At 44.0% G+C, this 13,898-nt stretch carries 11 protein-coding genes; 1 reads left to right on the top strand and 10 read right to left on the bottom strand.

Going from position 1 to position 13,898, the window contains the following annotated elements:
• Positions 1 to 6: 6 nt before the first annotated feature.
• From oleC to K0625_RS01665, 5 genes are all read right to left on the bottom strand, one after another.
• Positions 7 to 1,731, bottom strand: a complete 1,725-nt coding sequence (gene oleC / locus K0625_RS01645) for an olefin beta-lactone synthetase (RefSeq protein WP_220108057.1) — start codon at positions 1,729 to 1,731, stop codon at positions 7 to 9.
• A gap of 75 nt (positions 1,732 to 1,806) precedes the next feature.
• On the bottom strand, positions 1,807 to 2,700 hold the full coding sequence (locus tag K0625_RS01650) for an alpha/beta fold hydrolase (protein ID WP_220108058.1): 894 nt from the start codon (positions 2,698 to 2,700) through the stop codon (positions 1,807 to 1,809).
• A gap of 112 nt (positions 2,701 to 2,812) precedes the next feature.
• Positions 2,813 to 3,862 (bottom strand): 3-oxoacyl-ACP synthase III, encoded by a 1,050-nt coding sequence (locus K0625_RS01655; protein WP_012325766.1) that lies wholly within the window; start codon positions 3,860 to 3,862, stop codon positions 2,813 to 2,815.
• A 257-nt stretch (positions 3,863 to 4,119) separates the two neighbouring features.
• A complete protein-coding gene (locus K0625_RS01660; RefSeq protein ID WP_220108059.1) occupies positions 4,120 to 5,340 on the bottom strand; it encodes a methyltransferase in 1,221 nt (406 codons plus the stop codon).
• A 156-nt stretch (positions 5,341 to 5,496) separates the two neighbouring features.
• Positions 5,497 to 6,678, bottom strand: coding sequence for a chemotaxis protein (locus K0625_RS01665; protein ID WP_220108060.1), 1,182 nt, complete (start codon positions 6,676 to 6,678; stop codon positions 5,497 to 5,499).
• 247 nt (positions 6,679 to 6,925) lie between these two features.
• Here K0625_RS01665 and K0625_RS01670 point away from each other — a divergent pair, with 247 nt between their 5' ends.
• Entirely contained in the window at positions 6,926 to 7,171 is a 246-nt protein-coding gene (locus tag K0625_RS01670; protein ID WP_220108061.1) for a DUF1289 domain-containing protein, read from the top strand.
• Positions 7,172 to 7,518: 347 nt separating this feature from the next.
• Here the strand turns inward: K0625_RS01670 and K0625_RS01675 are convergent, their stop codons facing one another.
• The 5 genes from K0625_RS01675 to pstA all read right to left on the bottom strand — a co-directional run bounded on the left by K0625_RS01675 (position 7,519) and on the right by pstA (position 13,841).
• Positions 7,519 to 7,881: a YajD family HNH nuclease gene (locus tag K0625_RS01675; RefSeq protein ID WP_012325770.1), complete on the bottom strand. Its 363-nt coding sequence runs from the start codon at positions 7,879 to 7,881 to the stop codon at positions 7,519 to 7,521.
• Between the two features lie 160 nt (positions 7,882 to 8,041).
• The gene (locus K0625_RS01680) at positions 8,042 to 10,024 is read right to left on the bottom strand and encodes a BCCT family transporter (protein WP_220108062.1); all 1,983 of its coding nucleotides are present in this window, start codon (positions 10,022 to 10,024) and stop codon (positions 8,042 to 8,044) included.
• Between the two features lie 509 nt (positions 10,025 to 10,533).
• A complete protein-coding gene (phoU, locus tag K0625_RS01685) occupies positions 10,534 to 11,244 on the bottom strand; it encodes a phosphate signaling complex protein PhoU (RefSeq protein WP_220108063.1) in 711 nt (236 codons plus the stop codon).
• Between the two features lie 52 nt (positions 11,245 to 11,296).
• Positions 11,297 to 12,115, bottom strand: coding sequence for a phosphate ABC transporter ATP-binding protein PstB (gene pstB, locus K0625_RS01690; RefSeq protein WP_220108064.1), 819 nt, complete (start codon positions 12,113 to 12,115; stop codon positions 11,297 to 11,299).
• 73 nt (positions 12,116 to 12,188) lie between these two features.
• The gene (gene pstA / locus K0625_RS01695) at positions 12,189 to 13,841 is read right to left on the bottom strand and encodes a phosphate ABC transporter permease PstA (RefSeq protein ID WP_220108065.1); all 1,653 of its coding nucleotides are present in this window, start codon (positions 13,839 to 13,841) and stop codon (positions 12,189 to 12,191) included.
• Positions 13,842 to 13,898: the final 57 nt, after the last annotated feature.

Below are 13,898 nucleotides of genomic sequence, written 5' to 3' on the forward strand. Positions count from 1 at the left end.
CTCAAGCTACTCCTTATGTTTACTTTGTGCCCACACAGCTAATTTTTCACGAAAAATCTTGGCGTTATGACGAATATCAACAGGAAAACTAGGATGAACTAAAAAACGCGAGATCCCCTTAGTTTGCTCGTGACTCTGTGCTATTTGATTCAGCTCAGCATAGAGACTTGCACCAGTAGAGCAAGCCAAAGAGGTATCAAGTTCGATACATAAAAGTGGCACTGTATCCTTGTTAACATTAACGCCAACCAATGCCGAACGCTTCACTTGAGGATGAGTATTAAAAATACGCTCACAAGGGATAGAGAAATAACGTTGTGGTTGATGAGGTAACTGAGTGCTTACATCGACCCTGTGGGCTTTTCGGCCACACATCCATAGCTTACCTTCACTGTCGAGGTAGCCTAAATCTCCCATACGGTGACGCACCTCATCACCATCGATAATTTTTGCCTGTTCAGTGGCACTGTCACGGCAATAGTAGCTGCGGCTCACCATAGGCCCCTTGACCACGATCTCACCTATCTCATTCGCCCCTAAGCGCAATGTTTCATCCCACGTTTTAATGGGCTCCTCATTAATCTCGATAATCGCAATATCCACACCATCAATCGCCTCACCCACGCAGATCCCACCACCGTTATCTGTGATATCTGTGGTTGCAAACAGAGCCTGACTGGCCATCTTACTCAGGGGAAGAGATTCGGTCGCGCCGTAGGAGTTAAGTACTTCAACCCCCTCACCCAGCATCTGACTAAAACGCTTAATTGAAGAGATGGTGGCAGGGGCGCCCGCTGAGATCACGCGCTTAATACTCGGTAACTGATGACACTGACTATCTGTTACCCCAGCCTGACCTAAGCGTTCAATCAAAGCCGGATTCACAAACATATTGCTGCACTGGTACTTTTCAATGGCAGCAAACAGGTAGTCTGGGTTAGCTGTAATAGGTTTACTGGCATCCATCTCTGGCACAATTGAGGCCATCCCCAGCGCTGGACCAAAGAGTGAAAACAGTGGAAAAGTCGCTAAGTCTCGCTCACCGGGCTCAATTGCGTAATCATGTTTAAGGGCGGTGATTTGAGCTTCAAACATCTTATGAGAGTAGACAACTCCTTTAGGGGTTCCCGTACTGCCACTGGTAAACAGAATGGCAGCCATCTCATCTTCATCAAGAACGGCCATCTGATAAGGTGTATCTGGTGCATCTTGCTGCAGTGTATCTATACTCACCCCGCCCCATAAACACCTGCCACCAGCGGTAAGGAGAAACCTTACGCTCTCCTTTCCCCAACCAAAGATTTTTCTGGCCAAGTGAGCCTTAGGGATCCCAATAAATGCATCGGGCGCTGATTCAATAAAGCACTGCTTTAGGTTTTTCACCCCCATGCCAGGATCCACTAAAACAGGGATAACTCCCGCCTTAAACAGCGCAAATGTAAGGGTGAAAAAATCCAGACTCGGGGTCACCATCAGCACAGCTTTCATGCCGCGTTTAATACCATAAGCATTTAATCCATGTGCTAATTTATCACTTTGACGGTTTAACTCACCAAAGTTGAGCTCTTGGTAGCTTAATGTTTTAGGTGAGAAAAATGAGCCTGACGCTGTTTGTACAGCAACGGCCAACTGTTCTGGAAAAGATTGAGATGCCGAGGTTAAATGGCGACAGAGATTTGCACTTCTCGCAACTGAAAAGTCATCCGAAGGGTTTTGTGAAGAGAGAGTCATATTCGTGACCTTACTCGTTTCTTTCAATAAAAAAGCGGATCGAGTGATCCGCTAATACCTGTTCAAACTGTCATACTAGCTATTCGCGACAAGTGAGTCATTTGAGATAAAGTCGCTAATATGTCCAACGACCTCTTCACTTGCATCTTCTAGAATATAGTGACCACAATCAGCAAACTCATGTACGGTGGCGTGAGGCATCTCCACTTTCCACTGAGCTAAGAAGTGTTTATCGAAAACAAAATCTTTAATTCCCCAGCAGATCAGTGTCGGCACGTTAGCAAACTTAGGTAAACTCGCTGCAATCTCAGATACCAGCTCATAGTTTCTGTCACCTGGCTTAAGCGGAATATCTTGCACAAACCTTAATGTCGAAATACGGTTAGCCCAAGAGTTAAATGGTGCAACATAGGCCTTACGGATCTCTGCTGGCATAGGTTTACGTTTAACCCCAACATAGGAGGCGATAGATGAAAAAGCGTTAAAACCACGAACCAGAGCCGTTCCTAACAAGGTATTACGACAGATCCACAGGGGCCAAGGAAATGGCTTTGACTCTGGCAGATGAAAGGCGCCAGTATTTAACACCACAAGACGTTTAATGCGCTCAGGGTAACGGGCTGCATAACCCATCCCTATCATCCCGCCCCAATCATGAACCACTAAGGTGATATTCTCTTTGACATTAAGATGATCGAGCAGAGCTTCGAGATCGTCGATACGGTTTTTTAAGGTGTAATCATAGCCGCTATCATCGGGCTTATCCGACAAACCGCAACCGATATGATCAGGAACAATACATTGATGCTTACCGCTTAGTGCAGTGACTAGATTGCGATAGTAAAATGACCAACTTGGGTTTCCATGAACCATAACGACCGGCTCACCTTCTCCCTCATTAACATATTGCAGTTTATGCCCATCTCTATCGAGATAGTTACGTTTGAAGGGGAACAGAGTGTCTAACATGACGCTTCCTAATATTTTTATCAACAAAGCCCGATTAATCAGGCTCTGTTTTTATAGGCTTAATAGGCTGTCACTCAAGTCAATTGAGTACAGCCTTTATGCAGAGTGTTACTTACCACTTAATCCCTAACATCATGCAGTTCAAGCCACTGCCTATGCCAAGAAAGCTCACCTGATCTCCCTTTTGAAGGAAACCTTGATCGTGCGCCAAAGCAGCGGTCACAGGTAAAGACACTGTGCCCATGTTGCCAAGCAACTGGTAAGTTGGAAACTCTTTCTCTTGAGGAATATTCAAGGCGTTGAGAACCTGACGTCGGTTGGATGCACCAACTTGATGACAGATAACCTTATCAACCTGCTCAACCACCCAATCCCTCTGCTCAAGGAAGTGGCTCCAAGTATGACGCGCGAGCTCAACGCCCTCTTTAAGTAAAGCAACACCATCGGTACGCATAAATTCACGATAAAGATGCACACCTGCTTCCTGCAACCCCCACTGACAAAGATTATGATGCTCTGGGGCTGAAAGGTGACTCGCACCAAGCAGTTGATGTTGACGATCGCTTTTTAAAGGCAAACTGCCATCGGTAAGCAGTACTGCCACCGCACCTGAGCCACCAGTTAACGTCGCTAAAGACTTTGCATAGTTCTGCATCGTTGGTTCAGCAAGCATATTATCGATTGTAATATCAACAATATGGCGTGCAGATTCACATGAAACCACTAAGCCTGCTTTTATCTGACCTAACTCAATACGGTTAGCGATATCCAAAATGCCAGAAAGCACACCTAAACAGGCGTTACTGATATCGTAGATAGCGGTATCTTTAGAAACACCAAGCTCAGCAGCAATACGACATGCGGTTGCAGGTTCATGTTGATCTCGGCAAACACCGGTATACACAACAGCACCCAGATCGCTCACCTGAATGCCTGTTTCATCGATCGCTTTATGCGCAGCCGATAAGGCACCATCAGATAATCTGTGACCCTTAGGCCACCAGCGACGCTCTTGAATACCTGTCAATGCGGCAAGTTGCCCCATTGGAATGCGAAATTTCTTGTATAGCGGTGCCAATCGAGATTCTAAATCGGAAGTGGACACGACTTCAGGTGCCAGTTCATATGCCAGGCTATTAATAAATACTTGGGAATATTTCATGCAACAGTAATATTTCGCTCACTATATTGGTGAAAAAACAACCAATATTTATTGTTTTTAGTGTTAACCCGACATTTGAGCAAGAAAAAGCTAATGATTCAATAGAAAACCGCCTAAGGCCCATTATATTTAATCATTAAACCTTAATCATCACAGAGATCCCGGAGATTTTTAAAGATTATAAAACGCAATAAAATATAAATATCATTTATAAATAGCTACTTACAGAGCAATTAATACAACAAAGCCAACCTTGCTTACTTTTTAGCCTTGATCAGTAAATTTCTAGGGGTTATCTCATTATTACAAAACTGTTCAAGCGTAACCTGATAACCCTGCTCCTCTAAATAGCAGACTCTATCGAGCAGTAACCAATGCTCAAATGCACCGCGAAACATATGCGCAACCAGATCGATTCTTCGAGTCAAACGTTGTCGCTCCACACCCAATTCAAGAAAGCGCTGGAAGTTAAGATTCTCTGGTAAATCGACGTTCTTCTGCTCAGCAGCCCAGTAACAGAAAGTGGAAAACTCACCATTTAACTGACTCTGCTTCAGCGAAGGGATAGGCAGATAGCAAGAAACGCCTCTAACTTCTCGCTGCAAAGAGTCAAAACCTAAACGCCACGCGATCTCTCTATGCCTTAACTCTTGCAGCTTCCCTTTAGCAATTGTACTTTGCTGCAGAGGAAGCTGAAGATCATGGCGACTCAATCTCAGCTCACTTTGCAAACCAACCTTAGACATGGCTTGATACTCCTTCGCCTGAATAAGGTGATAACAGCAGGGAGAGATAGCAATATGACGAGTTCCAGCCTTGGCGGCCAAATAGAGTAAACGAACATGGAGATCGCCACAGGCGTGCAAAGCAACCGCTTGCTGCTCAACTTTAAGCTCACTTTGCTGATTATCAAACGCATCAGCGCAGATAAATTTTTGTGGAAGTTGCCACTGCTGAGCAAACTTTTCTCCTGCATCACACAGGGATTGCTGCCACTCAAGACTGACCACCTCTCTTCCCTGTGACTTGGAAATTAATCTTCCTAAGTGACCTTTTCCAGCACACCATTCAAGTACTTCGCACTTATCTATGGGTAGCTCTTGAGTAAAGGCGGTAATTTGAGCCCACTTTCGCCCCTTGATCCCTGCACTAAAGTGGGCAATATCTTGAAACTCCATCTGCGTGACTTGAGAACCTGCGCAGAGTGGCGCCTTAATATTCAGTAGCTCCAGAGACCAACTGTCAGACAAGAGGGCTAGATCTTTGTTAAGTGCAGGCAATAAACAGTTCAATAGCTCAGCCTGCACTCTATCTAGCTCATCGAAAGTATCATCCTCAAGCGACCAAACAAGTGCAGCCAGATTTGGGAAGTTTTCCTCCCAAGGCAGTTTGTCACAGTCAAATGCCTTTACTTGCCACAGCTGCCGACTTTGTAACAGCAGAGAATCTAATTGAGATAATAACGCACTGTGGGACATGAAAAGCTACTCTACACCAATGAAATTCCAGCCCAAGGCCGAGGGAGCGAATTATACAGCATAATTGTGCCAATATGCTGAGTGAGATAATAAAGGGAAGAAATAATAGCGATGAGAGCAGCTAATGCCTGTCCATTAGCTGCTAAGTTGAAATAACTAAGATGTTTTGGCCTGTTTTACGGAGCGTTTACTCTCCATGCGCTTGCCTAACCAAACCCCTAAACCAAGTGGCGCAAAGAAAACCACAATGAGGAAAAGTACAAAGTAGAGAATTAAGCTCTTAAGCGTCTTGGTCAACTCCTGAAACACCACTTCAACAGTATGTTTAGAGATCTCATCCAGATTCGCTGCAGCTGCAACACGCTCTCTGCTTACCATCTCCTCTAATGCAAGACGCTCATTTTTTATCATCAACTCTAACGCCTGACGCTCAACCGATAGTTGCGCTAACTTGTCATCGGTTGATTCACTCAACTGCTGTAACAGCGGACTCAATTCGCGTCGCATATCCACAGCTAACGCCTGCATCATCTCAGGGCTTTGAGCCATTAACTCGCGAAACTTAGCTGAAGTATCACTGATATTAGCCAGTGTATCTTGGATCTCAGCAGCATTAATATTGGAGTGAAGTGCATATAGCTCCGCCTTCCAACCTAAGATTTTTGGCATCTGCTCGGCAATCATCGCCATACGATCAGAGATATCACTCATCACTTCAGGCACTGAGCCGAAGGTGGTCACCGCTTCAAACTCATTAATTCCTCTAAATGTTAACCAGTCATTGAAAGCTGAATGACGGCTAAATGTCATCTCAGTTAGCGGATTTTTTTCTACATATTGCTCGATGAATGCCTTGTTTTTATCAAACTCACCCGGCTTCACAAACCCCTTAATGGTATCTTCAAACTGCACCTGTAGGGCCCTGCTTACCTCAACGGCTAACGCTTGCTCTGAGCCAAAGAGTGCTTTACCTGCGCCTGTTTCATAAAACTCTGTCATCTGAGCCGTTAGCGCCCAGGTATCGACCATGGCAGCTACGGGTGAAGCTTGAAAAATCGTGCGTTGCAGAGCCTGCTCAGAATAGATTTTCCACATCAAACTATTTGAGTGGATAAAGATAGCGTCAGCTTCATCCTTATGAAGAAGGGCTATTTTGTCCGCAGTTTGCTCCACCTTGCTGTAAAAAGAGCTGCTAAAGTCACGGCTAAACACCCGCATATTCAGCTGCTCTTGAGGAAGAGGTTCAATACCACTCTCTAGCTTAACCTCTAGCAAAGAACATGCTGTTGTTAACATACCAAGCAATGCCATAACACTTAAGCGCAGTAACGCTTTCATAACGCCTCCAATGACTCTTCATAATCCATTGAAAAGTGGGTGTAAAAAAATACAAAAAATTCTGGCGAAGTCTACCAAGTTTGCAGGGATTAACCTATAGCCTGAAAAGCTAATCACTATTCGCCAATAAAATATATTGATCTACGCCCCTTAATACCTAACACTCACAGCTATTGAATACTGTGATAAAGAGCATTAAAATCGCACCCCATAAAAATTTATTCTAAAAATCAAAAGTGGACGTAAAATGATTCAATCTCCTTGTGTAGCGAAGTGTGGCGTAAATGAAGATGATATCTGCATGGGGTGCTATCGAAACATCGATGAGATCGTCGGCTGGAGTAAAGCTGATAACGCTTTTAAGGCTGAGGTCTGGAAACAGATCCCTGCACGAAAAGCCGCCTTAGGTAAAGGCGAGAATAGTCAAAAGATCAGCAGGGATAAGTGGCAAGAGGTCGCTGCACGTCTTGAGGGCGACACCGTAGAAGCTTAACCCTATATACCCAAACAACTTCAAGATGCAGGATTCAGCATGTCGAAAAGTAACAGAGTTCAAGGCATGAAATAGTAGGACTAGTTATTCTAATTCAATCATTTCATAACACAGAAAAATGTTGCTTCTCGCCATGCCCTTCGGGAGTTCCCGTAGGATACCTGCACTGTGTTAGTGATATCGACAAGGGAATAACCATTATCTTCAATCACTGCCTTGTTCAGCTATCCTACGGGAGCTCTGAAACGAGCATCGTGAGGTAGCTTGGGTATATGTGATAGGCAAAGTGCCTATCTCTTCCATTTAAAACTGTCGTAGATAAAACCTATCGCAAAGTGCCTTGAAAATTATTTTTTCATCATACCTTTAAGGTTTGCAAAAGGGTTGTAAGTTGCAGACTCTACTACCGCTTCTTTAGTCGCACCATATTGGATTAACTCTTCAAATTTGGAGTGCTCATTATCATGACAGTAGAGGCACAACAGCTCCCAGTTAGAACCATCTGATGGATTGTTATCGTGATTGTGATCTCTATGGTGTACGGTAAGTTCGCGTAAATTCGCATTATTGAACTCACGGGTACAGCGTCCACACACCCAAGGATAGAGTTTTAACGCTTGCTCACGATAGCCAGTTTCACGTTTAGCCTTATACTCTCTAGCTTCGGCCAACACTCTATCTAATTTACTTTGCCCTTGATTTGCTGACATAAAGATCATCTCTACTTAAAATAACGAAAACTACTGGAAACTATCAAATTGAGATTTTACCCCAAAATTAGCTCAATAGATAAAAACAATCCCAAATAGTAGATAAAAAAACAGCCCTAGTTAGGGCTGTTTAACATTAACTGAGTCTACCGAGAAATAACTAAGCGTTAATCTCGTCACCCACATACTCAGAATTAGTTAGATGCAGATAATGCAGATACTTCTCATACTGAGTGACGACATCGGCTAAGATCTGATCTTGATTAAAGCCCATCACATCGTAATGTTGACCGCCATGCTCGAGGAACACCTCAACACGGTAGTATTCAGTCTCACCACCATCAAGCTCACTCTCGATAGGATTGATAATAGTAAATGCACGAATACGTAGACCATAGGCAAAATCATCATACTCTTCATTGGCGATAACGAAGCGAATTCGATTCTCAAAATTCAACACTTCTGCTGGGATCTCTTTGCTAATAAAGCTCTCACACACCTTAGTTAGTGCTGGAGTTGCCACATTATCAAGAAAATCTTGTGCATCTTTTTGGCTCGGATGAGAGACCAGGACATCAATATGATCTTCCCAGTTCACATCGGTTTTAGTGAACTGAACACTGGTATTGTGAGACTGCACACTATTGATCTTAAGCCAATCATCTTTTAGGGCTTTATACAGACCAAAACACATTAAGAGCATCACAAGCAGGAAAGGTAATGCACTGGCGATCGCAACAGTTTGCAATGCTTGTAACCCACCCGCAAGCAGCAGCACAGATGCAACAACACCTTGCAGTAATGCCCAAAATACACGTTGCCAAACTGGGGCGTTATGATCGCCACCCGATGTCAGGTTATCTATCACAAGTGAGCCAGAGTCTGACGATGTCACAAAGAAGGTCACCACCAAACACAGCGCAATGGTTGATAACACGCTAGACAATGGCATATGTTCAAAGAAGACAAACAGCGCTACAGACACATCCGAAGATACCGCATCAGAAAGATAGGTCGCGCCATGATTCATAATCGCATCGATAGCCGTGTTACCAAATACCGTCATCCAAAGGAAGGTAAATGCAGTCGGCACAAATAGCACCCCAACAAGAAACTCCCTGATTGTACGTCCACGTGATACGCGAGCAATAAACGTCCCTACAAATGGGGACCATGAGATCCACCAGCCCCAATAGAGTAGCGTCCACCCGCCAATCCAATCATTTTTCTGCTCGTAAGCATATAAGTTAAACGTCTTGCCGACGATATCGCTTAAATAGCTACCAGTATTTTGAACAAAGGCTTGCAGTAACTCGACCGTAGGGCCAAATATCAGCACAAAAATAAGCAGTAAAACCGCTAAACCAAGGTTCAACTCGCTGAGCCTCTTCACCCCTTTATCTAAACCGGAGAAAACCGAAACCGTCGCGATCAAAGAGATGGCAATAATCAGTCCAACCTGAATATAGGTATTCACTGGCACATCCAGTAAATAGTTAAGTCCAGAGTTAACCTGCAATACGCCAAAACCTAAAGAGGTCGCAACACCAAACATGGTGCCTAATACCGCAAAAGTATCGACAGCATGGCCTATTGGGCCGTAGATACGCTCACCAATTAATGGGTAAAGTGCACTACGTGGAAGCAATGGAAGCTTATGACGGTAGGAAAAATAAGCCAAACTGAGCGCCACAACAGCATAGATGGCCCAAGCATGGACTCCCCAATGGAAGAAGGTGATCTTCATGGCATCTTTTGCCGCTTGAATCGACGCGGGTGTCGCATCAGGTGGCGCCAGATAATGCATTACAGGCTCTGCCACACCGAAGAACATCAAACCAATTCCCATTCCTGCTGAAAACAGCATGGCAATCCAGCTTTTATAGCTGTAATCGGGCTCAGCGTGATCTGGACCTAACTTAATATCTCCAAATCGGCTCATCATGACAAAGATAATAAAAATTAGAAATACAGCAACGCCTAGAATGTACAACCAACCGGCTTTCAATTCGAACCAAGATTGAGCTGACTTAAATATGGTTTGTGCCTGTGTAGGCCATACAGCCCCAACAAACACCATTAACGCGATTAAAAAAACTGAGGAGAAAAAAACAGGAGGATTTATACTGGATTTGATCGACATACCACTCTCGCAAATTAATCAATAGTTGATATACCAAAATAGAGAGATAGATGAACTAAACATCTACAACCCATTCAGTATGGCTCACGCAACTACAAATATCCCGGTCAACATTGGACGGTGAGGCATCATACAAGTGGCATTAACTCTCAATGCTTGTATCTGCGCCGGGAAGTACAATTTGTGAACGCCAGTTATGGCTATATACTCAGTATTTCACTGAGGCTTTACACTAGAAGCTAAACTATATTTTTATTTTAAATGAATAAGTTAACTTTTAGAAACAGCAAATCCCATTCAATAACGACCAAAAATATGCCTAAAACACTAGGCTGGCGCTATTGAATACAATCTGCCTATACACAAAGATTTACACACTATACAGGAAAATTATCGTTAATTCTGAACAAACGACTACTTTATATCCCATATTAGAAAAAAAGCAGCGTAATGCTGCTTTTTTAGGTGAAAAATTAGTGATATAGATCACTTAAACAGTGAGTATCAATTTACAAGTTGAGATCTTTCTCCATCTCTTCGTAGGAGACATGACGAACATCTTTCCCTTTGACATAATAGATGATGTACTCACAGATATTTTGACAACGATCTCCAACACGCTCAACTGCTCGAGCCGCCCAAAGCACATCAAGAACTTCAGGAATAGAGCGAGGGTCGGCCATCATGTAGGTCATCAATTGACGAATGATCCCTTCATACTCTTTATCTATCTTAAAATCTTCCTTATGGAGCTCTAACGCAACCTCTGCATCCATACGTGCTAACGCATCTAACGTTGCATGTAACAAGCGCGTCGCATGACGACCCATATTTTCGATACTAACTAGTAAAGGCTGCTGATTTTTCGAACGCTTATCCATCGCCGCCTTAGCTATTTTTACACACGCATCACCAATGCGCTCCAGATCGGTAATGGTTTTTGAGATAGCTAATACAAGACGTAGATCGCTCGCCGCTGGTTGACGCTTCGCAATGATCCGCGTGCACTCCTCATCGATAGCCACTTCCATGCCATTGACCTTATGATCCCCCTCTATCACCTTTTGGGCAAGATCGGCATCCAAGGCACTCAGTGCATCAAGTGATTGCTCAAGTTGACGCTCAACCAATCCCCCCATCGCCAAGACTCGGTTACGGATATCATCAAGTTCAGCATTAAACTGGCCCGAAATATGTTTACTTAAGTTCATATTTTCCATTGCGATTTAAACCTTTTAATTCTTTACCAAAGGGAGTTTTAGGCCACACTCGTTAACCGTAACGTCCAGTAATATAATCTTCTGTTTTACGGGTTTTAGGAGTGGTGAATATGGTATTAGTATCCGCATATTCAACTAACTCACCCATATACATAAAGGCGGTTTGATCCGACACCCTTGCAGCCTGCTGCATATTGTGAGTAACAATTACTACAGTGTATTTAGATTTTAGATCAGTGATCAACTCCTCAATGGTCAAGGTGGAGATAGGATCCAATGCAGAGGTTGGCTCATCAAGCAGTAACACTTCAGGCTCAATGGCAATCGCACGAGCGATAACTAAACGCTGCTGCTGTCCGCCTGAAAGACCGAAAGCGTTATCATGCAGTCTGTCTTTTACCTCGTCCCAGATAGCCGCGCCGCGCAGTGAACGCTCGGCCGCCTCATCAAGAGCTCGACGGTTGTTTACCCCTTGCAGACGTAGGCCATAGACCACATTCTCATAGATAGATTTAGGGAACGGGTTTGGACGCTGAAATACCATACCCACATTACGCCTCAACGCGGCTACATCCACTTTTTTGTCATAGATATTTTGACCATTAAGTAAGATCTCGCCGCCGATGTGGCAGTTATCCACCAGATCATTCATACGATTAATACAACGTAGTAAAGTCGATTTACCACAACCACTTGGTCCAATAAAGGCAGTAACCTGCTTCTCAGGAATCTTCATTGACACATCAAATAGAGCCTGCTTGTCTCCATACTTAAGGTCTAAGTTACGGATCTCCAAGGCAGTTTCTTCTTGACTCAAATTGTTGAGGTCTATTTCATTTGTGCTCATGGCAGACTTATCTATCGAAATCATGTTATGTCCTATCACTTAATAGAGCTGCTTCGCACCTCTATTTATGCCACTTTTTGTGGCGGTATTCAGTTAATTAATGTTCTAGTGAGCGATACTTTTCACGTAAGTGGTTTCGTACGCCAATAGCCGTCAGGTTGAGTGACACAATGACGGAGACCAGCAAGAAAGAGGTCGCATATACTAAAGGTCTTGCAGCTTCAACATTGGGGCTTTGAAAACCAACATCATAAATATGGAAGCCTAAGTGCATAAATTTACGTTCCAGATGCACAAAGGGAAAGTTCATATCTATTGGCAGAGTCGGCGCGAGTTTTACAACCCCCACTAGCATTAAAGGGGCAACTTCACCCGCCGCTCTAGCTACCGCGAGAATAAGTCCAGTCATAATCGCTGGGCTTGCCATAGGAATGACAATACGCCATAAGGTTTCAGCCTTAGTTGCCCCCAAGGCTAAGCTGCCTTGACGAACAGCACTGGGTATACGGCTAAGTCCCTCTTCGGTTGATACAATAACCACAGGCAGAGTTAATATTGCCAAGGTCAATGCTGACCAGATAACCCCTGGTGAGCCAAAGGTTGGCGCAGGCAAAGCTTCAGGATAGAAGAGCTGATCCAGTGTGCCACCAAACATATAAACAAAGAAACCTAATCCAAATACACCATAAACAATGGAGGGAACACCCGCTAAGTTGATTACCGCAATGCGTATCATCTTAGTCACAGGCCCTTTTTTAGCGTATTCATGAAGGTAGATAGCCGCAATCACACCAAATGGTGTCACAATAACGGCCATCAACATCACCATAAACACAGTACCGAAAATAGCAGGGAAGACACCGCCTTCAGTATTGGCTTCGCGTGGGTCGTCACTGATAAAGCGACCCATACCAACAAACCAGTGTCCAACTTTGCTAAGCAGCCCCATTCGGTTGGCGTAGGTCACATCAAGAATTGAGTCTAGTTTTAAAGTAACTTCTAGCCCTCGCATATCTTTAATGATGACAGAATCGCGTCCAGCTTCCTCTCTAAGTGCAAAAAACTGTTTCTCTAATACTAAGTAATCGGCCTGAAGCGTGCTGCGTGCTGTCTCCAGCTCAAGTTTACGCGCATCGGTTAACTTGTTATCCAGCTCATAACCACGCTCCTTTAACCTCAACTTCTCTAGAGCATAGTTGATTGAGCCTATCTCACTCTTCTGAAGCTTAACCGCTTCATCATTGAGTTCAACCGCACGCTCAATGTGAGACATCAACGAGGACTCAACATCCTTAAGCTCAAGACGTTGCCCATTTTCTATCACAGCAACCGGATAACCATAAAAGTCACCGTTCTTACTCCGCTCAATCACAGCAATATCATCGGGTTTACTGCGTGAGATAATATCTGTTGCTAATATCCAGCGAAAATCCAGACCGACAAACTCACGGTTACCCGTTTTAATAAGGTAACGCTTAACGGTATCACCTGGCGCTTGATCAAATTGATGTCCGGCAGCCACTAAACGCTCTGTCGGCACCTCTTCGCTGTCATAGATCTCACCAATCAAGGTGTATTGTTGCCCATCTTGATCATTAAGCTCCCACTGATAGATCTCAGCAGGCCAAAAGTAGCTCAGGCCACGCCATGCAATCATCAAGAGTAGACCGAGAACAGCAATTAAGCTGATGCTAACAGCACCACCAGTCATCCAGATCCAAGGAGAGCCGGATTTAAACCACTTACCCATGAGAAATACTCCCTAGGTTCAACGCCAAAACACACATATTCGACTTCATATACTTAA

It is taken from the genome of Shewanella nanhaiensis, from assembly GCF_019457885.1.
GTDB classification, from domain to species: domain Bacteria; phylum Pseudomonadota; class Gammaproteobacteria; order Enterobacterales; family Shewanellaceae; genus Shewanella; species Shewanella nanhaiensis.

Excerpts from the sequence above, each read along its gene's own strand:
- K0625_RS01650 (WP_220108058.1), bottom strand. The coding sequence starts at position 2,700 with ATGTTAGACACTCTGTTCCCCTTCAAACGTAACTATCTCGATAGAGAT.
- K0625_RS01655 (WP_012325766.1), bottom strand. The coding sequence starts at position 3,862 with ATGAAATATTCCCAAGTATTTATTAATAGCCTGGCATATGAACTGGCA.
- K0625_RS01665 (WP_220108060.1), bottom strand. The coding sequence starts at position 6,678 with ATGAAAGCGTTACTGCGCTTAAGTGTTATGGCATTGCTTGGTATGTTA.
- K0625_RS01675 (WP_012325770.1), bottom strand. The coding sequence starts at position 7,881 with ATGTCAGCAAATCAAGGGCAAAGTAAATTAGATAGAGTGTTGGCCGAA.
- phoU (WP_220108063.1), bottom strand. The coding sequence starts at position 11,244 with ATGGAAAATATGAACTTAAGTAAACATATTTCGGGCCAGTTTAATGCT.
- K0625_RS01680 (WP_220108062.1), bottom strand. The coding sequence starts at position 10,024 with ATGTCGATCAAATCCAGTATAAATCCTCCTGTTTTTTTCTCCTCAGTT.
- K0625_RS01670 (WP_220108061.1), top strand. The coding sequence starts at position 6,926 with ATGATTCAATCTCCTTGTGTAGCGAAGTGTGGCGTAAATGAAGATGAT.
- pstB (WP_220108064.1), bottom strand. The coding sequence starts at position 12,115 with ATGATTTCGATAGATAAGTCTGCCATGAGCACAAATGAAATAGACCTC.
- oleC (WP_220108057.1), bottom strand. The coding sequence starts at position 1,731 with ATGACTCTCTCTTCACAAAACCCTTCGGATGACTTTTCAGTTGCGAGA.
- pstA (WP_220108065.1), bottom strand. The coding sequence starts at position 13,841 with ATGGGTAAGTGGTTTAAATCCGGCTCTCCTTGGATCTGGATGACTGGT.
- K0625_RS01660 (WP_220108059.1), bottom strand. The coding sequence starts at position 5,340 with ATGTCCCACAGTGCGTTATTATCTCAATTAGATTCTCTGCTGTTACAA.